This is a genomic window from Streptomyces catenulae, assembly GCF_000718015.1.
Taxonomy (GTDB): Bacteria; Actinomycetota; Actinomycetes; order Streptomycetales; family Streptomycetaceae; genus Streptomyces; species Streptomyces catenulae.
In genome coordinates, this window is the sequence record NZ_JODY01000020.1 from 132,245 (window position 1) to 153,857 (window position 21,613).

17 protein-coding genes are annotated in these 21,613 nt (G+C 73.9%); 4 read left to right on the plus strand and 13 right to left on the minus strand.

Features of this window, described 5'->3' with window-relative positions; all coding sequences use genetic code 11:
- Positions 1-17: 17 nt before the first annotated feature.
- From IF23_RS0118850 to IF23_RS0118890, 9 genes are all read right to left on the minus strand, one after another.
- Entirely contained in the window at positions 18-1,115 is a 1,098-nt protein-coding gene (locus IF23_RS0118850; RefSeq protein ID WP_030285149.1) for a pseudouridine synthase, read from the minus strand.
- Positions 1,115-1,789, minus strand: coding sequence for an SMC-Scp complex subunit ScpB (gene scpB / locus IF23_RS0118855; protein ID WP_030285150.1), 675 nt, complete (start codon positions 1,787-1,789; stop codon positions 1,115-1,117). The genes IF23_RS0118850 and scpB overlap by 1 nt, the downstream gene beginning before the upstream one ends.
- On the minus strand, positions 1,786-2,868 hold the full coding sequence (locus IF23_RS0118860) for a segregation and condensation protein A (protein WP_030285152.1): 1,083 nt from the start codon (positions 2,866-2,868) through the stop codon (positions 1,786-1,788). The genes scpB and IF23_RS0118860 overlap by 4 nt, the downstream gene beginning before the upstream one ends.
- Positions 2,869-2,958: 90 nt before the next feature.
- Entirely contained in the window at positions 2,959-3,513 is a 555-nt protein-coding gene (locus tag IF23_RS0118865; RefSeq protein ID WP_245655024.1) for a hypothetical protein, read from the minus strand.
- Positions 3,498-4,514, minus strand: a complete 1,017-nt coding sequence (locus IF23_RS0118870; protein ID WP_030285155.1) for a ParA family protein — start codon at positions 4,512-4,514, stop codon at positions 3,498-3,500. The genes IF23_RS0118865 and IF23_RS0118870 overlap by 16 nt, the downstream gene beginning before the upstream one ends.
- A 501-nt stretch (positions 4,515-5,015) precedes the next feature.
- Positions 5,016-6,131 (minus strand): alanine dehydrogenase, encoded by a 1,116-nt coding sequence (gene ald / locus IF23_RS0118875; RefSeq protein ID WP_037678682.1) that lies wholly within the window; start codon positions 6,129-6,131, stop codon positions 5,016-5,018.
- Positions 6,132-6,297: 166 nt separating this feature from the next.
- The gene (locus tag IF23_RS0118880) at positions 6,298-8,484 is read right to left on the minus strand and encodes a tetratricopeptide repeat protein (RefSeq protein ID WP_107126964.1); all 2,187 of its coding nucleotides are present in this window, start codon (positions 8,482-8,484) and stop codon (positions 6,298-6,300) included.
- Positions 8,485-9,238: 754 nt separating this feature from the next.
- Complete coding sequence (locus tag IF23_RS0118885) at positions 9,239-9,865, minus strand: NUDIX domain-containing protein (protein ID WP_030285161.1); 627 nt, start codon at positions 9,863-9,865, stop codon at positions 9,239-9,241.
- Between the two features lie 94 nt (positions 9,866-9,959).
- Positions 9,960-11,663, minus strand: a complete 1,704-nt coding sequence (locus IF23_RS0118890) for a CTP synthase (RefSeq protein WP_030285163.1) — start codon at positions 11,661-11,663, stop codon at positions 9,960-9,962.
- Between the two features lie 409 nt (positions 11,664-12,072).
- On the opposite strand from IF23_RS0118890, the gene IF23_RS0118895 reads away from it, so the two are divergent.
- The gene (locus tag IF23_RS0118895) at positions 12,073-13,884 is read left to right on the plus strand and encodes a glycoside hydrolase family 15 protein (protein ID WP_030285165.1); all 1,812 of its coding nucleotides are present in this window, start codon (positions 12,073-12,075) and stop codon (positions 13,882-13,884) included.
- Positions 13,885-13,948: 64 nt separating this feature from the next.
- Here IF23_RS0118895 and IF23_RS0118900 read toward each other — a convergent pair whose 3' ends face one another.
- From IF23_RS0118900 to IF23_RS0118910, 3 genes are all read right to left on the minus strand, one after another.
- Positions 13,949-15,289, minus strand: coding sequence for an MFS transporter (locus IF23_RS0118900; protein WP_051739696.1), 1,341 nt, complete (start codon positions 15,287-15,289; stop codon positions 13,949-13,951).
- Positions 15,290-15,420: 131 nt separating this feature from the next.
- Positions 15,421-16,584, minus strand: coding sequence for a beta-1,3-glucanase family protein (locus IF23_RS0118905; RefSeq protein ID WP_030285168.1), 1,164 nt, complete (start codon positions 16,582-16,584; stop codon positions 15,421-15,423).
- A 10-nt stretch (positions 16,585-16,594) separates the two neighbouring features.
- Positions 16,595-17,536: a glycoside hydrolase family 16 protein gene (locus tag IF23_RS0118910; RefSeq protein WP_037678688.1), complete on the minus strand. Its 942-nt coding sequence runs from the start codon at positions 17,534-17,536 to the stop codon at positions 16,595-16,597.
- A 135-nt stretch (positions 17,537-17,671) separates the two neighbouring features.
- Between IF23_RS0118910 and IF23_RS0118915 the strand changes: the two genes are divergently transcribed.
- From IF23_RS0118915 to IF23_RS32155, 3 genes are all read left to right on the plus strand, one after another.
- Complete coding sequence (locus tag IF23_RS0118915; RefSeq protein WP_030285172.1) at positions 17,672-18,709, plus strand: LacI family DNA-binding transcriptional regulator; 1,038 nt, start codon at positions 17,672-17,674, stop codon at positions 18,707-18,709.
- Positions 18,710-18,768: 59 nt separating this feature from the next.
- Positions 18,769-20,400 carry a PucR family transcriptional regulator gene (locus IF23_RS0118920; protein WP_030285174.1) on the plus strand — a complete coding sequence of 544 codons (1,632 nt, stop codon included), beginning with the start codon at positions 18,769-18,771 and terminating at the stop codon, positions 20,398-20,400.
- A 201-nt stretch (positions 20,401-20,601) separates the two neighbouring features.
- A complete protein-coding gene (locus tag IF23_RS32155) occupies positions 20,602-20,871 on the plus strand; it encodes a YciI family protein (RefSeq protein WP_051739697.1) in 270 nt (89 codons plus the stop codon).
- A 27-nt stretch (positions 20,872-20,898) separates the two neighbouring features.
- On the opposite strand, the gene IF23_RS0118930 is transcribed toward IF23_RS32155, so the two are convergent.
- A complete protein-coding gene (locus IF23_RS0118930; RefSeq protein ID WP_030285177.1) occupies positions 20,899-21,543 on the minus strand; it encodes a LysE family translocator in 645 nt (214 codons plus the stop codon).
- Between the last annotated feature and the right edge of the window lie 70 nt (positions 21,544-21,613).

Here is a 21,613-nt window from a genome sequence, read left to right on the forward strand (position 1 = left end):
ACGGCAAGCGGTCCCCGTTACAGGTCGACCTCGCGCATCAACATGCCGACCTCGGTGTTGGTCAGACGGCGCAGCCAGCCGGACTTCTGGTCGCCCAGCGCGATCGGACCGAACGCGGTGCGCACCAGCTTGTCGACGGGGAAGCCCGCCTCGGCCAGCATCCGCCGCACGATGTGCTTACGGCCCTCGTGCAGGGTGACCTCGACGAGGTAGTTCTTGCCGGTCTGCTGCACGACGCGGAAGTGGTCCGCGCGGGCGTAGCCGTCCTCCAGCTGGATGCCGTCCTTGAGCATCCGGCCGATCTCGCGCGGCAGCGGGCCCTGGATCGCGGCGAGGTAGGTCTTCTGGACGCCGTAGCGCGGGTGCGTCAGCCGGTGGGCCAGCTCACCGTGGTTGGTGAGCAGGATGATGCCCTCGGTCTCGGTGTCCAGCCGCCCGACGTGGAAGAGGCGCGTCTCCCGGTTGGTGACGTAGTCGCCGAGGCACTGACGGCCGTCCGGGTCCTCCATCGTGGAGACGACCCCGGCGGGCTTGTTCAGCGCGAAGAAGAGGTACGACTGGGTGGCGACGGTCAGGCCGTCCACCTTGATCTCGTCCTTCTCCGGATCGACGCGGACGCCCTGCTCCAGGACGATCTCGCCGTTGACCTCGACGCGTGCCTGCTCGATCAGCTCCTCACAGGCGCGCCGCGAGCCCATACCGGCCCGGGCCAGCACCTTCTGGAGCCGCTCGCCCTCCTGCTCGCCGAACGTCTTCGGGGTCTTGACCTGCGGCTTGTTGTGGCGGGCGCGGTTGCGCTCCTCGATCTTGGCGTCCAGCTCGCGGGGGCGCGACGGCGCCTGGCCCCGGCCGCGCTGCGGGCCGCCCTTGGGCCCGCCCTGCTTCGCGCCGGTACGGGGGCCGCCCTTGGCGCCGCCCCGGGCCGCGGCACCCCGGGCGCCGCCGCTCTTCGGGGCGGACCCGCGGCCGTCACCGGACTCGCCCACGTCGTAGCGGCGCTCCTCGGGACGGGGCCGACCCGCGCGCTGCTGCTTCTCGTCGCGCTTGTTCCCGGCGCCACGGTAGTTGCCCCTACCGCCGCCGCTGCCCGTGCTGTTCCTGCCGCTGCTTCGCATCAATGATCCGTCTGAGAGTCGCCGCTGTCGTCCACTTCGAACGACGGGATACCTTCCGGGGAGTCGCGCTCGACCGCCTCCGCCTCCGGGAGGAACGGTGCGAGCTCCGGGAGCTCGTCCAGGCCACGCAGGCCCAACCGCTCCAGAAAGTACGTCGTCGTCCTGTACAGGATCGCACCTGTTTCGGGTTCCGTCCCCGCCTCCTCCACCAGCCCGCGCTGCAGGAGGGTGCGCATCACGCCGTCGCAGTTGACCCCGCGTACGGCGGAGACCCGGGAACGGCTGACCGGCTGACGGTACGCGACCACGGCCAGAGTCTCCAACGCGGCCTGGGTCAGCCGGGCCGTCTGCCCGTCCAGGACGAAGCCCTCCACTGCGTCGGCGTAGGCGGCGCGGGCGTAGAACCGCCAGCCCCCGGCGACCAGCCGCAGGTCGAAGCCGCGGCCCTGGCGGGTGTACTCGTCGGCCAGCTCCCGCAGCGCCGACGCGACCGCGCGGCGGGGCCGCCCCACGACCCGGGCCAGGTGCTCCTCGGTCGCCGGGGCGTCGACGACCATGAGGACGGCCTCCAGCGCGGGTTTCAGCGCCAGCTCCGCCGTGGCGGGCGCCCCGACCGGCTCCCCGGCGGGCCTCCCCTGCTCCGTGACGTCGTACGCCTCACCGGCCCCGCTCACGCGCGCTCTCCTTCGTCGTCGCTCTCGTCGTCGCCCGGGGCGGACGCGCCGTCCGGCCCGTCCGCGGCCTCGGGCCGTCCTTCGTATCCGTCGGTGACCTGCGGGGTCGCGTCCTCGGGGCCCGTCCAGCGGACCGTGAGGGTGCCCAGCGCCTCCGGCTGGTCCAGGGCCACCGCCCGCTCCCGGTACAGCTCCAGCAGCGCCAGGAAGCGCGCCACGACGGTGAGGGTGTCGGGGGCGTCGGCCACCAGCTCGGCGAAGGTGCGCACCCCCGCCTCCCGCAGCAGCGCCGCCACCACCTCGGCCTGTTCGGCGACGCTGACCAGCGGTGCGTGGATGTGGTCGACGTAGACCTGCGGCCGGGCCCGGGGCTGCATCGCCTTGACGGCGAGCCGGGCGAACCCCTCGGGGCCGATGCCCAGCACCACCTCCGGCAGCAGCTCGGCGTGCTCGGGCTCCAGGCCGACGGTGCGGGGGTGGCGGCGCGCCTCGTCCGCCAGCCGGTCGCCGAAGATGTCCGCGATCCGCTTGTACGCGCGGTACTGCAGCAGCCGGGCGAAGAGCAGGTCACGGGCCTCCAGCAGCGCCAGATCCGCCTCGTCCTCGACGGCGGCGACCGGCAGCAGCCGGGCGGCCTTGAGGTCCAGCAAGGTGGCCGCGACGACCAGGAACTCGGTGGTCTGATCGAGGTCCCAGTCCGCGCCCATCGCCCGGATGTGCGCCATGAACTCGTCGGTGACCTGCGAGAGCGCGACCTCGGTGACATCCATCTTGTGCTTGGAGATCAGCTGGAGGAGCAGATCGAAGGGGCCCTCGAAGTTGTCCAGCCGGACGGTGAAACGGCCGTCGGCGGGGGCGTCGGACCCGGGGTCGTCGCCGGGCTCCGGTGCGCCGGGCTCCGGCGGGCCCCCGGACGCGGCGGGCTCGGGCGCTCCGGCCGCGGGCGGCTCCTCGGCCGCCGGGGCTCCGCCCGGATCCGCGGCGGCCCCGGCCGGTTCCGCGGTGCCGTCCTCCGGGCCCCGGCCGAGGGTACGGCGCGGGGGCCGCGGGGAGGCGGTGTCGTGCTGGGTCGTCGGCATCGTGGTCCAGGGTGCTGCGGGCCCCGCGCGCGGGCGGGCTGGCGCGCGGGCTGCGGGCCCGCGGAGGCAGGCTATCGGGGCCCGGGGCGGCTACCGGCCGCGCAGCCGCCGTACCAGGATGCTGGCGTCGCCGCGGGACTCCAGGTCGGCGAGGACGACGGCGACCGCCTCGCGGACGATCCGGCCGCGGTCGACGGCGAGCCCGTGCTCACCGCGCAGCACCAGCCGGGCGTGTTCCAGATCCATCAGCTCCTCGGCGGAGACATAGACGGTGATCTTCTCGTCGTGGCGCTCGCGGCCACTGGGGCGGCGGTTGGCGCCCCGGCCCCCGCGGCGGCGGGTGGCGCCGCCCGACGGCCCGGCCGCGGCCGCCGCCTCCGGCACCGCGCGGTTCTCCGGGCGGCGGTGCCCGCCCGCGGCCTCCTGGTCCGCGCCGCGCCCGCCGTGCTCGGCGGGGGCGGTACGCGCCGCGGTGGCGTCCGCCGCACCGGCGGGCGCCACCTCCAGCTCACCGCCGGGCGACGGCACCCGGGGCGCCTCGTCGCCGGATTCGCCCGTGCGGCGGGGCGGTGAGGACTGCAGGCCCGTGCCCCCGGTGGTGCGGAACAACTCGTCGGCGCCCGGCAGACTCACTCGGCGTGACACCGGGCGAGCACCTCCCTGGCGAGCTGACGATAGGCGGCGGCCCCCACGGAGTTGGAGGCGTACGTGGTGATCGGCTCGCCCGCGACGGTCGTCTCGGGGAAGCGGACCGTACGGCCGATGACGGTGTGGTAGACGTGCTCGTCGAACGCCTCCACGACGCGCGCCAGCACCTCACGGCTGTGCACGGTGCGGGAGTCGTACATCGTCGCGAGGATGCCGTCCAGCTCCAGGTCGGGGTTGAGCCGCTCCTGGACCTTCTCGATCGTCTCGGTGAGCAGCGCGACACCGCGCAGCGCGAAGAACTCGCACTCCAGCGGCACGATGACCTTGTGAGCCGCGGTCAGCGCGTTGACGGTGAGCAGACCGAGCGAGGGCTGGCAGTCGATGACGATGTAGTCGTAGTCGTTCATCAGCGGCTTCAGTGCGCGCTGGAGCGTCGACTCGCGGGCCACCTCGCTGACCAGCTGCACCTCGGCGGCGGAGAGGTCGATGTTGCTGGGCAGCAGGTCCATGTTGGGGACCGCCGTCTTGAGCAGCACCTCGTCGGCCGACATGCCCCGCTCCATGAGCAGGTTGTAGACCGTCAGGTCCAGCTCCATGGGGTTGACGCCGAGGCCGACCGACAGGGCGCCCTGCGGGTCGAAGTCGACGAGCAGCACCCGGCGCCCGTATTCGGCGAGTGCGGCGCCCAGGTTGATGGTCGAGGTGGTCTTGCCGACCCCGCCCTTCTGGTTGCACATCGCGATGATCTTGGCGGGGCCGTGCTCCGACAGCGGTCCCGGGATCGGGAAGTACGGCAGCGGACGGCCGGTCGGGCCGACGCGCTCGCGGCGCTGGCGGGCAGCGTCCGGCGCGAGCGTGGCCGCGTACTCGGGGTCCGGCTCGTACTCCGCGTCCGGATCGTAGAAATGCCCCTGGGGCAGGTCTTCGTAGTCGGCGAGACGGGTGGGATCTCCACTGCCCCGGTCGCCGGCCGTGGCGTTCACGTAATGGCCGTCCATGCTCTGGTGGGCTGTCGAGGTCGTGCTCGGGTGGGCTGCGGAGGTGTGGACCGCTACGGAGCCGACAGCCTCGTGCCCCGAGGGGGCCTGGCCCCGCGCAACTGCTCCTGGCTGAGTACCTCCGGGAGTAATTGTCGACTCATTCACAAGTCGTCGTACCTCCTTGGATGGAACCAGGAAACTTATCGATAGGTCAGCGTGACACCATGCCGACGGTTGGCGACTCTATGGCGTGTCGGGCGTCCGCAGCAACACAATCCACCCGACCCGGCGCGATGTGACGGAGAAGAAACCCGCCGATGTCAAGGGTGCAAGGCGCGCGCACATGAGGCTTCGGGGGTACGCGAATCACCTCAAGGGTTACGTACGGCGCGAGTTGCGCGCCCCCACGCCCAGGCCGCGGTGGAGGCGTGGTACGGGCGTGTCCACCACACGCGACCGGCCGGGTCCCGTCGAGGGGACCCGGCCGGTTACTTCCGCGCACCCGCGCGGAGTTGACGCTCAGCCCAGCAGGTCGGCCAGCTCCACGGAGTCCAGACCGTGGGCCTCGGCGACCTCGCGGTAGACGACCTTGCCGTCATGGGTGTTGAGGCCCTTGGCCAGCGCGGCATCGCGGCGCAGCGCCTCGACCCAGCCGTTGTTGGCGAGCGAGACGATGTACGGCAGGGTCGCGTTGGTCAGCGCGTAGGTGGAGGTGTTGGGCACCGCGCCGGGCATGTTGGCGACGCAGTAGAACACCGAGTTGTGGACCTGGAAGGTCGGGTCGGCGTGCGTGGTGGGGTGCGAGTCCTCGAAGCAGCCGCCCTGGTCGATCGCAATGTCGACAAGGACACTTCCGGGCTTCATCTTGGCGACCAGCTCGTTGGTGACGAGCTTGGGGGCCTTGGCGCCGGGGATCAGGACCGCGCCGACGACGAGGTCGGCCTCGACGACGGCCTTCTCCAGCTCGAAGGCGTTGGAGACGATCGTCTGCACCTTGGTGCCGAAGATCCGGTCGGCCTCGCGGAGCTTGTTGATGTCCTTGTCGAGCAGGGTGACGTGGAAGCCGAGGCCCACGGCGATCTGCACGGCGTTCCAGCCGGAGACGCCGCCGCCGATGACGACCGCCTTGCCCGCCTGGACACCGGGGACACCGCCGGGCAGCACACCGCGGCCACCGGCCTGACGCATCAGGTGGTAGGCGCCGACCTGCGGGGCGATCCGGCCCGCGACCTCGGACATCGGGGCGAGCAGCGGCAGCGCGCGGGTCGCGGTCTCGACGGTCTCGTAGGCGATGGCGGTGGTGCCGGACTCCAGCAGCGCGTCGGTGCACTCACGGGAGGCGGCGAGGTGCAGGTACGTGAAGAGGGTCTGGTCCTTGCGGAGGCGGTGGTACTCCTCCGCGATCGGCTCCTTGACCTTCAGGAGCAGGTCGGCGGTGGCCCAGACCTCGTCGGCGGTGTCGAGGATGGTCGCGCCCGCGGCCACGTACTCCTGGTCGGGGATGGAGGAGCCGACACCGGCGTCCTTCTCGATGACGACCTGGTGGCCGTTGCGGACCAGCTCGTTGACACCGGCGGGCGTGATCGCCACCCGGAACTCGTTGTTCTTGACCTCGCGGGGGATGCCGACCTTCACGTCGATCACGGTCCTTGAATGAGTGCTTACAGGAGAATTATCCCTCATGTGACACATGACGGAACTGACCGCGAGCGACGCGGCGAACCCAGTCTATTGAAGGATCCCCTCTTGTCTAGCCTTGCAAAGCATTAAATGTTTCGATGACCACCACCGATTTCGTAGGTCACTTCGGGTGATCTTGGAGGAGTTGTTCCCCCGCGGCACGGTGCAGCCGTGCCGCTGCCGGGTCGCCGAGCCCGTCGAGGAGGTCCGCAATCCGTAGCTGGAGCCCCGCCTCCAGCCCCGCCTCCCCCGCGCCCCGTGCGGTGTGCAGGGCCTCCAGGGAGGTCCGCAGCGCCTCCTCGGGCCGCCCGGCCCGCTCCTGGACACGGGCCACCTCGGCGGTCGCACGCGCCTGACCTGCGAGATCACCGAGCCTGCGGGAGGTGCGCGCCGCCGCCCGCCACTCCTTGAGCGCCTCCGGCCACCGCCCGGCCCGGCCGTGCGCCCCGCCGATCCGGCCGTGCAGCCGCGCCGCGTCCGCCGTCTCGCCCCGGCTCAGCCGCAGCTCCAGCGCCCGGCCGTACCAGTCGGCGGCGCGCTGCCAGTCCCCCAGCTCGCTGTACGTACCGCCGAGCGACTCCAGCGCGCGGCCGGTCGCCACCGCGTCGCCCGCCGACCGGGCCGCCTCCAGGGCGCCGCGGTAACGGGTCAGCGCCGCCTCGGTGCGTCCGGCGCCGCCGTCCAGATCGGCGAGGTTGAGCAGCGCCGCCGCCTTCTCCCGCCCCAGCCCCCGGCGTTCGGCGACCTCCAGGACCAATTCGTGCAGGGCGTAGAGGTCACCGGCGGCCGCCGTCGGGCCCTCGTGCGCCATCAGCGCGCGGACCAGGGTGGCGATCAACCGCCGGTCCAGCGTGTCGAGTTCACCGTCGGAGACCGCGAGGCGGGCCGCGTCCAGCAGGGCGGCGCGGCGGCGGTGCAGCCAGGCGGCGGCCGCCGCGCGGGAGGGGAAGCGCAGTGCGAACGGCAGCGCCTCGGCCCGCTCCCACGCCGGTGACCCGGGCGGCTCGCCGCTCCCCCGGCAGGACTGGAGCAGCCGGACGGTGCGCTCCAGCATCCGCGCACGGGCCAACTGGACCTCGGCCGGGCGCTCGTGCGTCCGCAGCAACTCGGCGGCGCGGACGGCGAGACAGCCGGGGAGCCGGTGGCGGGGGCCGGTGGCGGTGCCCGGGGAGGACGCCCCGTCGTCCGCCTCGTCCGCCTCCCGGTGCAGCAGTCCCAGCGCGGCCAGATCGGCGAGGGTCGCCTTGGCGGTCTCCACCGTGCAACCGGCCAGCGCGGACGTGGTGTGGGCGTCGACGAGACCGGGCGGGGCGAGGGAGAGGAGCCGCAGCGTCCGGGCCGTGGACGGCGGCAGCCCGTCGTGGGCGAGGTGGAAGGCGCGGTACAACGGGCGTTCCCCGAGCGGGAGTTCGTCCGGGATCTCCACCGCGCGCAGCGCCGTGCGCAGATCCGAGACGGAGGCCTTGGGGCGGGCGGCGAGCCAGCCGCCCGCCAGCACCAGCGCGGCGGGCTGCCCGCCGCACTCCTCGATGACGGAGTCGGCCGACCGCGGGTCGACGGTGATCCGCACCGGCCCGGCGAACCGGGCCAGCAGCGCGACCGCGGCGGCGCCGTCCAGCCCGCCCAGGGTGCACGGCCGGACATCGGGGATACCGGTGAGCGGGCCCTCGGAGACCACGACGACCAGGCAGTCCGGTGCGTCGGGCAGCAGCGGTTCGACGTGGTCGGCGCCGGGTGCGTCGTCGAGGAGGAGGACCGCGCGGCGGGCGGCCAACTCCGCGCGGAGCGCCTCGGCCGGTTCGTCGTCGTCCGAGCCCGCCGGGACGGCGGCGCCGAGCGCGGTGAGCAGCCCGCGGGCGACGTCGCCGGTGGGGACGGGCGTACCGTCCGGCCCGGACAGCCGGGCCCGGAACACCCCGTCCGGGTAGGTGCCGGAGAGCGTCCGCAGCAGTTCCTCGGCGAGCGCGGTACGGCCGCAGCCCGGCCGCCCGGCGATCAGCAGCACCCGGCTGCGGGGGCTCTTCCGGCCGGAGAGGGTGTCCAGCCCGGCCCGCTCGATGTCGGCCCGCAGCGCCTTCAGCTCCCGGGACCGGCCCAGCAGCCCCCGGGTCGGCAGCGCGTGGTCGGCGGGCCGGGGCGGGGCGACCGACGGCGGGGCGGTGGGGCGCGGCGGGGTGACGGAACGGGCGGCGGGCGACGCCTCGGAGGAGGGCGCGTCGCAGGGCCCGGAGCGGGACGGGGCCTCGACCGGAGGCGCGGGGACGGAGACCGGCGACGGGGACGGCGGCGGAGCGGAGGGCTCCGGCACGGCGGCCGCGGGAGCGGTGACCGGCGGCCCGGCAGGCGCGGGCCCGGCGACCGGAAGCGTCTCGTGCGGCGCGCCGGAGGCGGACGGTACGGAGGCCGGGGGCACGGAGGTGGGCGGAGCGGAGTCCGTGGACACGGAGGCGGACGGCGCAGAGTCCGTGAACACGGAGGCAGGCGGCGCGGCGGCCGGAGAGACGGTGGCCGGGAGCGCGGGGCCCGGGGATCCGGGAACCGGTGGCGCGGAGGCCCCCGTCCCCTGCTCTCCCCCGGCTTCCGGCGCCTCGGACGGCTCGGGCCCGTCGGCCCCGGGCAGCTCACGCCCCTCCGCCTCGGACAGCTCGGCTTCGGACAGCTCGGGCCCGTCGGCCCCGGAAGGGTCGGGCCCCTCCCCCGGTGCCCCGGCGACCGGCGGTGTCCGGGGCTTCGCGGGCACGGTGGAGGACGGCCGGTCGGCCACCGTGTCCGCGCCGTCCACCGGCACCCGTCCGCTCCCCGCCGGTGCGGCGCGTCCCGCCGCCTCCGGGGGGAGGTGCCCTGTGCCCACCGCCTGGTCCGTCACGGGCCACTCTCCCGTCCACCTGCGCATACGAGCCCGCCGCCGGTCGCGGACGGGAACGTTGCCGAGCGTAGTTCACGCCCCGTCATGCCCCGCGCCCCGCGCGGACCTTGGCGTTCGGGTCACTCCGCCGGATCAGCGGATCATCCGACCGGGACGGCGTGTCGGCACGGTGGACCGGCGGCGGACCGGCGGTGGCTCAGGCGCCGAAGGGGCGCGCCGGCCAGGGCGCGTCGGCCGGGCGCAGCGACTCCAGACCCGGCCCCTGCTGCGCCGCGACGAGCGACAGCACGCCGACGACCAGACAGTTGTTGTGCAGCTCCCCGGCGAGCACCCCGCGCACCAGCTCGTCGAGCCCGACGCGTGCCAGCTCCATGTCGGTCTCCTCCTCGGAGACCGCGAACCGCTCGCCCTCCGCCTCGGCCAGACCGCGCGCCAGGAAGATCCGGACCGCCTCGTCGCAGCCGCCCGGCGTGGTGTAGACGTCGGTCAGCACCCGCCAGTCGTCGGCCTTGACGTGCGCCTCCTCGTACAGCTCCCGCTGGGCGGCGTGCAGCGGGTTCTCGCCGGGGACGTCCAGCAGTCCGGCGGGGATCTCCCACAGCTTGTGGCGCACGGGGTGGCGGTACTGGCGCAGCACCAGGACCCGGCCGTCGTCGTCGAGGGCGAGGACGGCCACCGAACCGGGGTGGACCTGGTAGTCGCGGCGGGCCGTGGAGCCGTCCGGCATGACGACGTCGTCGGTGCGCACGCTCGTCTTGTTGCCGGTGAACGGCGTCGCGGTCGCGGTGACCGTCCACTCCTCGGGGGTGTCCTCGATCGCCATTACGTCCTCCTGTTTGTCCTGGTCAACGCAGAAACCGGGGCAGCGATCCCGTACGAGATCCCTGCCCCGGTCCACCGTAACGGCCGGGTACCGCCTACTTACCGGCGCCCTTCTCCGGGGCCGCGGGCTTTTGCTGCGCGGTCTGCTGCGCAACGGCTGCCTTCACCAGACCCGCGAAGAGCGGGTGCGGGCGGGTCGGGCGGGAGCGCAGCTCCGGGTGGGCCTGGGTGGCGACGAGGTAGGGGTGCACCTCGCGCGGGTACTCGACGTACTCGACGAGCTTGTTGTCCGGGGAGGTGCCGGAGAAGAGCAGACCGGCCTTCTTCTCCAGCTCACCGCGGTAGGCGTTGTTGACCTCGTAGCGGTGGCGGTGGCGCTCCTCGACGTACGGCTGGTCGTCGTAGGTCTCGCGGACGATGGAGCCCTCGGCGAGCTTCGCCGGGTACATACCGAGCCGCATGGTGCCGCCCATGTCGCCCTCACCGGCGACGATGTCCATCTGCTCGGCCATCGTGGAGATGACCGGGTGGGCGGCGGCCGGGTCGAACTCGGTGGAGTTGGCGCCCTCGATACCGGCGAGGTTGCGGGCCGCCTCGATGACCACGCACTGCAGGCCCAGGCAGAGGCCGAGCAGCGGCAGCTTCTGCTCACGGGCGTAGGTGATCGCGCCGACCTTGCCGTCCACGCCACGGTCGCCGAAGCCGCCGGGGATGCAGACCGCGTCGCAGTCGCCGAGCTGTTCGGCGGCGCCCGCCGGGGTCGTGCAGTCGTCGGAGGTGACCCACTTGATCTTCACGCGGGTCTTGTTGGCGAAGCCGCCCGCGCGCAGCGCCTCGGTGACCGAGAGGTAGGCGTCCGGCAGGTCGATGTACTTGCCGACCAGCGCGACCTTGACCTCGTGGTCGGGGTTGTGGACGCGCTCCAGCAGGTCGGCCCACTGGGTCCAGTCGACGTCGCGGAACGGCAGGTCCAGCTTGCGGACGACATAGGCGTCCAGGCCCTCGGCGTGCAGCACCTTGGGGATGTCGTAGATCGACGGGGCGTCGATCGCGGCGACCACGGCCTGGTCGTCCACGTCGCACATCAGCGAGATCTTGCGCTTGATGGCGGTGGGGACCTCGCGGTCGGCGCGGAGCACGATCGCGTCGGGCTGGATGCCGATGTTGCGCAGCGCGGCGACGGAGTGCTGGGTCGGCTTGGTCTTCAGCTCACCGGACGGGCCGATGTAGGGCAGCAGCGAGATGTGCACGACGAAGACGTTGTCCCGGCCGACCTCGTGGCGGACCTGGCGGACGGTCTCCAGGAACGGCAGCGACTCGATGTCGCCGACCGTGCCGCCGACCTCGGTGATGACGACGTCGACGTCGTCGGTCGCCATCCGGCGGATGCGGTGCTTGATCTCGTTGGTGATGTGCGGGATGACCTGCACGGTGTCGCCCAGGTACTCGCCGCGGCGCTCCTTGGCGATCACGGTGGAGTAGACCTGGCCGGTGGTGACGTTGGCGCTGCCGTCGAGGTCGACGTCGAGGAAGCGCTCGTAGTGACCGATGTCCAGGTCGGTCTCGGCCCCGTCGTTGGTGACGAAGACCTCACCGTGCTGGAAGGGGTTCATCGTGCCGGGGTCGACGTTCAGGTACGGGTCGAGCTTCTGCATGGTGACCCGCAGACCCCGCGCCTTGAGGAGCGCGCCGAGGCTGGAGGCCGTGAGGCCCTTGCCGAGCGAGGAGGCGACGCCCCCGGTGACGAAGATGTGCTTGGTCGTCGTGGCTGCGTTCTGTCGAGAAGCAGAGGGCGGCATGGCCAAGAGGGGGCTCCCGTGGTCGCGAGTGGAGAGGTGCGATGCGGCGCCGTCCCCGGGGTACGAGGGGTGCCTTCGCTGCGGCTCGGGGGTGCCGTGACATCTGCCGTGACATTTGTGGGGCCCACCGGTCCACGGGATACCAGGCTATCAGCGACCGGGGATGGTCGCGCCCGTCGGCGCCCGCCGCGGCCTCTCCGCCGCACGTCACCCGAACGAGTGACGCCCCCGTCCGTGGGCGTCGCGCGGGGTCCCTCGGGCCGTCGTATCCTGCTCGGACACTCGTTACGAGCCGTCCGGTGAGGCACCACCCCCGCCCGATTTCCGGTCCCGCTGCTCGACAACGTTTCAATGGGCAGGACGGACAGCTATCACGTCCCGAGGGGGCGTGACTCCAGTTCGACAGGAGATGCACGTGGCCGGGCGCATCGAGGACTACGCACTCATCGGCGATATGCAAACCGCCGCTCTCGTGTGCAGGGACGGCATGGTGGACTGGCTCTGCCTGCCGCGTTTCGACTCCCCGGCGGTCTTCGCCGGGCTGTTGGGCACCGAGGAACACGGCTTCTGGCGGATGGGCCCCGCCCACTCCGAGGGCACCCGCCCGCTCCCCGCCGACCGGCGGCGCTACCGCGGCGACTCGCTGGTGCTGGAGTCGGAGTGGGACACCCCGCAGGGCACCGTCCGGGTGATCGACTTCATGCCGCCGCGCGACGGCGCACCGCAGCTGATCCGCATCGTCGAGGGCGTCAGCGGCACCGTCCCGGTCCGCTCCGAGCTGCGGATGCGGTTCGCGTACGGCTGGGTGGTGCCGTGGGTGCACAAGGTCGACGGGCGGACGGTCGCGGTCGCCGGTCCTGACTCGGTGTGGCTGGACACCACGGCGCAGACGTACGGCGAGGAGCTGACCACCTACTCCGACTTCACCGTCGCGCCGGGCGAGCGGATCGCCTTCACCATCAGCTGGCAGCCCTCGCACCACCAGCCCCCGGCGCTGGCCGAGCCGGAGAACGCGCTCGTCGCCACCGAGGACTTCTGGCGCGAGTGGGTCGAGCACTGCACGTACCACGGGCCCTACCGGGACGCGGTGGTCCGGTCGCTGATCACGCTGAAGGCGCTGACGTACGCGCCGACCGGCGGGATCGTGGCCGCGCCGACCACCTCGCTGCCGGAGGACCTCGGCGGCTCCCGCAACTGGGACTACCGCTTCACCTGGCTGCGGGACGCCGCCATCACCCTCTCCTCGCTGCTCCGTACCGGCTACCGCGAGGAGGCGCGGGCATGGCGCGAGTGGCTGCTGCGGGCGGTCGCCGGGGACCCGGAGAACCTCCAGATCATGTACGGCATCGCCGGTGAGCGGGAGCTGGGCGAGAACGAGCTGAGCTGGCTGCCGGGGTACGAGAACTCCCGGCCGGTGCGGGTCGGCAACGGCGCCGCGGGCCAGGTCCAGCTCGATGTCTACGGCGAGGTCATCGAGGCGCTGCACCTGGCGCACATGACGGGGCTGGCGCGTAACGACTACGCCTCGCTGCTCCAGCTGAAGCTGATCGACTGGGTGGAGAACCACTGGCACGAGCCGGACGAGGGCATCTGGGAGGTCCGCGGGCCGCGCCGCCACTTCGTCCACTCCAAGGTCATGACGTGGGTCGCGGTGGACCGGACGATCAAGCTGATCGAGGCGGGCGACGTCGAGGGGCCGCTGGAGCGCTGGAAGGAGCTGCGCGAGCGGATCCACCGGGACGTCTGCGAGAAGGGGTACGACAAGGAGCGCAACACCTTCACGCAGTCCTACGGCTCCCAGGAGCTGGACGCCTCGCTGCTGCTGATCCCGCAGATGGGTTTCCTGCCGCCGGACGACAAACGCGTCATCGGCACCATCGAGGCGATCCAGCGGGAGCTGTCCACCGAGGACGGTTTCATCCTGCGCTACCCGACCTCCGGTGACGAGGCGGGCGTGGACGGTCTGGAGGGCGACGAGGGCGCGTTCCTGGCCTGCTCGTTCTGGATGGCGGACGATCTGGCGATGATCGGGCGGGTGGCGGAGGCGCGCTCGCTCTTCGAGCGGCTGCTCTCGCTCCGCAACGACCTGGGGCTGCTGGCCGAGGAGTGGGACTCCGCGAACCAGCGGCAGGTGGGGAACTTCCCGCAGGCGTTCAGCCATGTCCCGCTGATCGACACCGCGCTGCGGCTGACCGCGAGCGGCGCGTACGGCGGCGGCTGAACCGGTCGGCGTGGACGTACCGAAGGGGCCGCTCCCGGTGGGGCGGCCCCTTCGGCGTGTGCGGTCAGGCGCGGGTGCGGGGGGCCAGGGCGAGGGCGAGGACCGGCAGGGTGAGGAGGGCGGCGACGCCGTTGAGCCCGCCGTAGCCGAGGAGGGCGACGAGGCCACCGGCGGCGGCGCCACCCGCCGCGCCCGCGAGGTTCATCAACGTGTCGGCGAGGCCCTGGATCTCGGAGCGCTGGGCGGCCGGGAGCGACTCGGTGAGCAGGGTGGAGCCGCCGATGGTGACGAAGGACCAGCCCAGCCCGAGGGTGAACAGCGCGCCGACGGCGGCGACATGGCTGGTCCCGGCGAGCCCGGCGACCGCGGCGGTGAGCAGATAGAGCGCCTGGCCCAGCAGGATCACCGGGATCCGGCCGAGGCAGTCGGCGAGCCGTCCGACCAGCGGCGACAGCGCGTACATCCCGGCGATGTGGAGGCTGACGCTGAAGCCGACGACGCTGAGGTCGGCGCCGTGGTGGGCGAGGTGGATCGGGGTCATCGTCATCACGGAGACCATGACGGCGTGCCCCAGGACGACGGTGACCAGGCCGAGGCGGGCGGCGGGCACGGCGCGGACCACCCGGAGCGCCTCGGCGAAGCGGGCGGTGAAGCGCGGGGCGGCGGGCGTGTCCGGGGCGGGCGCCGCCCCGGGTGTCCCGCCGGTCCCGGCGCGGGCCAGGGCGGCGGCGAGGTGGAGCGGGTCGGGGCGGAGCAGGAAGTGGTTGAGGGCCCAGCCGCCGAGGAAGGCGACGGTGGAGAAGAGGAACGTCCCGGCCTCCTCGGGCAGGCCCAGCGCGCGGGCGACGGGCTCGCCCGGACCGGTGAGGTTGGGGCCGATGACGCTGCCGACGGTGGTCGACCAGACGACGAGGGAGAGCGAGCGGGCGCGGTTGCCGTCGTCGGCGAGGTCGGCGGCGGCGTACCGGGACTGGAGGTTGGTGGCGGTGCCCGCGCCGAGCAGGAGGGTGCCGAGGAGGACCGGTTCGGGGCGGCCGAGGCGGGCGCCGAGCAGGACGATCACGGCGCCGACGGCGGCGATCAGCCAGCCGGTGCCGAGGCCGACGCGGCGCCCCCGGGAGCGGGAGAGCGCGGCGAGCGGGATGCCGAGGAGGGCGGCGCCGAGCGTGGCGGAGGTGGTGGACAGTCCGGCGAGCGCCTCCGAGCCGCTGAGCCGCCCGATCAGCAGCGCCCCCGCCGAGAGTGTCGAGCCGATGCCGATGCCGGCCACGACCTGGGCGGACATCAGGACCCGGACGGTACGTCGCTGGGCGGTGGCGACGGTGGTGGGGTCCGGGCCGGACGGTAACGGGCCGTCGAAGGTGCGGTCGGCCGGGCCGTCGGACGTGTGTGCGGTACCTGACATGCGGCACAGCGTAGGAGCCGGGCGCGGCGCGGCCCCACCCAATTCCGGCCAGGACCGGGCGGCCGTCCGGAACGCCGTCCCGGGTGCGGCGGCCGCCCGGTGCCGGGGAGGGGGCGGCCGCCGCCGGGCCGTCAGAAGGCGGTGAGGGTCAGGGTGACCTCCTTCGGGGCGCCGTCCTCGATGTACGAGGCGAACCCGGCGACGTCGTCGAAGGCGAAGCCGTACGCCTTGCCGTCGCGGGTCGCCTCGTGCATGGCCTTGGCGTAGTGGTTGGTGAGCTGCTGCTGGTAGAAGGTGGCCGGGTCGGTGCCGGGCTGGGCGTCGGCGGTGGTGAGGATGGAGCGGTTGAGGGCGGCGCCGAGGATCGCGGCGACCGGGCCGAGGGTGCCGTCGTTGGGGGCGGCGAGGGTGCCGTCGCAGAAGAGGACGTCGCGGGTGGACGGCTTGTCGAAGGAGACGTCGCCGGGGCCGGTGAAGGCGAACTTGCCGCCGGAGACCCGGCCGGTGAAGGTCCCGGCGTTGGTGGTCACCTTGAGGTCCTTCTTCTCGTACGTGGACCATGCCTCGTCGATGGCGGGCGCGAGGTAGTCGGCGGCGAAGAGTCCGCTGTCCAGGCCGTGTCCGGGGGCGATGACACGCTTGTCGTCGACGACCAGCTTGCCGAAGCCGTCGGCCGCCTTGACGTCGGCGAAGACCTTGGCGCGGGCGCCGTCCTTGAGGGTGCCGGTGGTCTGTTCCTTCGCGCCGTTGAGCTTGATCTCCAGCGGCACGCTGAACATGTCGACCATGGTGGTGTTGCAGTACATCCCGCCGGAGTTGTAGGTGAACTCCGCGCAGTCGTGCAGCACCGGGTAGTTGGGGTCGCCCTCGACCCAGCCCGCCGGGTAGGCGAGCGCCGCCTTGCCGTTGCCGTCCTCGACCGCCTTGAACTTCAGCGGGTCGCCGAGCGCGACATAGATCCGGCCGGACATCTGCGGCAGGTTCAGCGTGGTGGTGCCGTCGGCGGCGAGCGGGATGGCGTAGTCGGTGAAGCCGTCCGGTCCGTTGTCGGCGAGGGCGACGGGCGCCAGTTGGCCGTCGGGGGTGACCCGGACCTGCTGGGTGCCGTCGTTGCCGACGATGTAGACGCGGACGGCGGCGTTGTCGTACGCGCCGGTGTGGTTGACGACGTGCAGCGGCATCCCGGCGGCGGTGTTCCCGAGCAGGGGCGCGGGCCGGGCGAACGCCCGGGGGGCGAGGGCGAGTCCGGCGGTGGTGGCGGCGAGGGAGCCGAGGAGGGTACGGCGGCTGATCACGGGTGACTCCTTACGGGGTGGAGGAGGCGGCGGGCCGGGCGACGGAGATGGCAACGTTGTCGACGAGCAGGGAGGCGCCGGGTTCCGTGGTGTCGGTGGGGGTGGCGCGACCGGCGACACCGTCCGGGAAGCCGCCGCCCATCGCGAGGTTCAGCAGCAGGAAGTGGCCGTGGTGGGTGGCGCGGGCCCAGGTGTCGGCGTCCATCTCGGAGGCGGCGACGGTGTGGAACGCGGCGCCGTCGAGGTACCACGTCAGCTTCTCGTGGGCGGGGTCGGTGCGGTCGAGTTCGAGGGCGTAGGTGTGGAAGCCGTCCCGGCAGCCGACGCAGGGCCGGGAACTCCCCTTGCCCTGCGTCTCGTTGCAGGGCCCGCCGGGGTTGACGCCGCAGTGCAGGGTGCCCCAGAGGGTGTCGGCGCCGTTGACGTTCTCCAGGATGTCGAACTCGCCGATGCCGGGCCAGTTGGTGTACGTACCGCGGAAGTCGGCGCCGAGCGTCCAGAAGGCGGGCCAGTAGCCGAGGGCCTTGTCGCCGGTGACCTGCGGCAGCTTGACCTGCGCCTCGATACGGAGGGCGCCGCCCTCGGGTGCGGCGAAGTCGGTCCGCCTGCTCTCGATACGGCCGGAGGTCCAGCCGCCGTCCTTCTTCAGCGCGGTGATCTTGAGGTGTCCGGCGCCGTCGAGCTGGAGGTTCTCGGGGGCGTCGGTGTACCTCTGCACCTCGCCGGTGCCCCAGTTGGCGGGGCCGCCGGGGTAGCCGGTGCCGGTGTCGGTGATCCAGTCGTCGGCGGCGGGGCGGGATCCGGCGGCGCCGTCGAAGTCGGTGCGCCAGACCTCCTGGAAGGCGGGGGCCGCCCGGTCGTCGGGGACCGCGAACGGGGCGGCCCACAAGGGGACCGCCGTCGCCAGGGCGCAGGCGATCGCCACCGCCTGCGCCCTGAATTCCATGATCATGTCATTCTCCTCGACACGGTGGGGGGTACGGGAGGAGTCTTCGGGGGTGCGCATGAGAGCGCTCTCATGCGTTGGGGGCACCCTGCCGACTCGGCGGAGCGGCGTCAACCCGCCCTGGGAAAAAGGAGTTGGACGGTGACGGGACGGAACGGCCGACGGCCGACACTGGAGGCGGTCGCCGCACGCGCCGGGGTCTCACGGGCGACGGTCTCACGGGTGGTCAACGGCGGCGCCGGGGTGCGGCCCGCGGTGCGGGAGCGGGTGGCGCGGGCCGTGGCCGAGCTGGGGTACGTCCCCAACAGCGCGGCCCGCTCCCTGGTCACCCGGCGCACCGGCGCGGTCGCGGTGGTCATCGGCGAACCGGAGGAGCGGGTCTTCAGCGACCCGTTCTTCGGGCGGCAGCTGCGCGGCATCGGACGGGAACTGACCGCGGCCGACACCCAGTTGCTGCTGCTCCTGGTGGAGAACCGGGCCGACTGGCCGCGGATCGGCCGGTACCTGGCCGCCGGACACGTCGACGGCGCGCTGCTCTTCTCGCTCCACCACGACGCCCCGCTGCCGTCGGTCGCGGCGCGCGCCGGGCTGCCGGTGGTCTACGGCGGACGGCCCGGCTGGGCGGGCGCCGCGGACGACCCGGCGGTGCGGTACGTCGACACCGACAACCGCGACGGCGCCCGGCAGGCCGTACGGCATCTGCGGGAGCGGAGGCGGCGGACGGTCGCCTGCGTCACCGGGCCGCTCGACCAGACGTCGGCCGCCGACCGGCTGGCGGGCTACCGGGAGGCGCTGGCGCCGGGGGCGTACGATCCCCGGCTGGTCGCGGACGGCCGGTTCACCGCGGACGGCGGGGAGGCGGCGATGGCCCGGCTGCTGGATGCGGCGCCGGAGCTGGACGCGGTGTTCGTCTGCTCGGACCTGATGGCCTCGGGCGCGCTGCGGACCCTGCGGGAGCGGGGGCGGCGGGTGCCGGAGGACGTGGCGGTGGTCGGCTACGACGATCTGGCGCCCGCCGCGTGGGCCGATCCGCCGCTGACCACGGTGCGGCAGGACGTGACGGAGCTGGGGCGGCTGATGGCGCGGATGCTGCTGCGGGAGATCGCCGACCCCGGGGACGCGGGCCCGGCGGCCGTCGTCACCCCGGCCACCCTGGTGGTCCGCGCCTCGTCGGGCTGAGCGGAGGGCGCCGCGACCGCTGTGACGTGGGACGACGCGCTGCGGGTACCGTCGGTGCCATGGGGCCGGAGACGACGATCGAAGCGGAGATCACCGTACGCAGGGCGCTGGAGCTGCCCGCGCTGCGGCGCGGTCTGCCGGAGGTGGTGGCGGGTGCCGCCGGGCTGGACGGCCCGGTGCGCTGGGTGCACGCCGGGGAGGTGCCGAACATCGCCTCGCTGCTCAAGGGCGGTGAGCTGCTGCTCACCACGGGCCTGGGGCTCGGCGCCCGCCCCACCGAGCTGCGCGCCTTCGTCCGCGATCTCGCCGACCGGCGGATCGCCGCGCTCGTGGTGGAGCTGGGCGCACGCTTCACCACGCTGCCCGCGGCGCTGGTCGACGCGGCCCGCGAGTGCGGACTGACCCTGATCCAGCTGCACCGCGAGGTCCCGTACGTCACGGTCACCGAGGAGATCCACACCGAGATCGTCAACAGCCACTACACGCTGCTGCGCCGCGCCGACGCGCTCATCCGGCGCTGCACGGACGCGCTGCTGCGCGGCGGCGGCGCCCCCGAGGTGCTGCGGCTGCTGGCCGACTTCACCGGCAACCCGCTCTGCCTGGAGTCGGCCGACGGCAGTCCGCTGTACGCGGCGGGCCCGCAGGGCGACGACGACGGGCCCGCGGACGCCGATCCGCTGCTGGCCTGGGAGGGGCTGCGGGACACCGGCGTCCGCGTGGACGTGCCCGGCGGCGGGCCGGGGCCGGACGCCGTACGGGCGCGGCTGGTGCTGCTGCCGGTCAACTCCCCGGCGGCGCCGGTGCACCGGATCGCCGCGGCGCGGGCGGCCGATCTGCTGGCGGTGGTGATGCTCCAGTCCCGTCAGGAGGAGGTGCTGGCGGCGCGTGGCCGGGGCGACTTCCTGGCCGATCTCGCCGAGGGCCGGGTGTCGGCCACCGAGGCGCCTGGCCAGGCGCGGCTGCTGGGGTTCCGGCCGGGCGGCGACCCGGTGGTGCCGGTGGTGATGCGGCTGCCGTCGGGGCTGGTGTCGGACGGCGGTTGGGCGGTGCTGGCCCAGGTGCTGCGCGAGGAGTTGACGGCGCTGGGCGTCCCGGTGCTGCTGGGCGTGCGGCCGGTGGAGGGGCGGGTGCCGCTGCTGGTGGCGCTGCGGGCGGGGCGGGCCCGGGAGGCGCTGGCCGAGCGGGTGGCGCAGGCGCTGCACACCGGGGTGGCGCGGGCCGGGCTCGACCGTCCGGCGGCGGCGCGGCCGGTGGTGGTGGTCGGGGCGGCGGGCGAGTGGGCCGCCGCCGGGTCCGGGCTGCGCCACGCGGCCCAGGCGGCGGCCGCCGCGCAGGGGTTGCCGCACCAGCCGTGGTACGACGCGCGGCGCCTCGACATCGAACTGCTGCTGTGGCGGCTGCGGGAGCAGGGCGGGGAGGAGGTCCTCGCGGACTTCGTGACCCGCGCCATCGGCCCGCTGCTCCGCCACGACCGGGCGGCGCGCCAGCCGCTGCTGCCGACGCTGGAGGCGTATCTGGCGAGCGCCGGGCGCAAGGCGGAGACGGCCCGCGCCCTCAACGTCAACCGCCAGACCCTCTACGACCGGCTGGCCCGTATCGCCCATCTCCTCGGCACCGATCTGGACGATCCGCAGACGGTGCTGGGGCTGCGGCTGGCACTGCGGGCGCGGCGCCACGCGGAGAAGGGGTAGGGCGGCGGACGGGCCACCGCCCGGGAAATCCGCACGCCCCGGCCGTCGCCTTCCGGGGATCCTGCGGGGACGGGGTTCCTCTGCCAGCACCACGACCGGCCCGGTTCGCCGACCGCGTTCGCCTTCGACGGGCCGAACCGGCGAGCCGGGGTCCACCGGGACGTGCCGGTGCGGCGGTGGCGGAGCACGCCGGGGCGCACGGTGTGGGAGTTCCTCGGCGGTCGGGAGGGCGGCGACCACTTCCTGGTGCCCGGCCTCGGCGCGGGACGCCCCGCCGACCTCGCGCTCCCCCGCGGGCGGGACGAGCTGCTCGTCTACGGGCCGCTGCTCTCCGACGACGGCGCCGCCCGGCTGGGCACCGCGGCGCCGGTGCGGGCGCCCGGCATGGAGGCGGCCCGCGCCCTGCTCACCCGGGACCGCTGCGCCGCCGTCGAGGTGTACCGGCGGCGGTTCGGCGGGCGCCCGTCGTGACCGGCGGCCCCGGGGCGGCCGGTCGGCTCACCCCCGGGCCGTCTCCAGCGCCGTCCCCACCCCGAGCGCGACGAGGACGCCGCCGGTCGTGCCCTCCAGACCGCGGAGCACCCGGGGGCGGCGCAGCCAGGTGGAGAGGCGCCCGGCGCCGAGCGCGATCAGCAGCAGCCACCCGGCGGCGATCACCGCGTCGACGGCGCCGAGCAGCAGCGTCGCGCCGAGCACCGGACGGCCCGGCGGCAGGAACTGCGGGACCACGGCGACGAAGAAGATCCCGACCTTGGGGTTGAGCAGACAGCTCAGCAGCCCCTGCCGGAAGCCGCGCAGCGCGGTGGCCGCCGCCTCGGGCGCCGCCTCCGGGGAAGCCTCCGGCCCCGGCGCGGCGGAGCGGCGGCACGCCCACAGCGCCTGGAGGCCCAGCACCGCCAGATACCCGGCGCCCAGAAGGCGTACGGCGGTGAACGCGGCGTCCCAGCGCTGGAGGGCCGCGGCGAGGCCGAAGGCGGCCGCCACCGCCCAGGCCAGTGAGCCCGCGGCGGCGCCGAGGGCGGTGGCCGCGCCGGACCGGCGGCCACCGCGCAGACAGTTCCGCAGCACCAGCAGCGTGTCCGGGCCGGGCACCACCGTCATCATCAGGGCGAAGAGCGCGAAGCCCGCCAGCGCCGCCGTCATACCGTCCGCCTCCGGGCCCGCCGTCCGCACCGTTCCGTCCGGGTCACCGTAGCGGCCCCGGGCGGCGCGG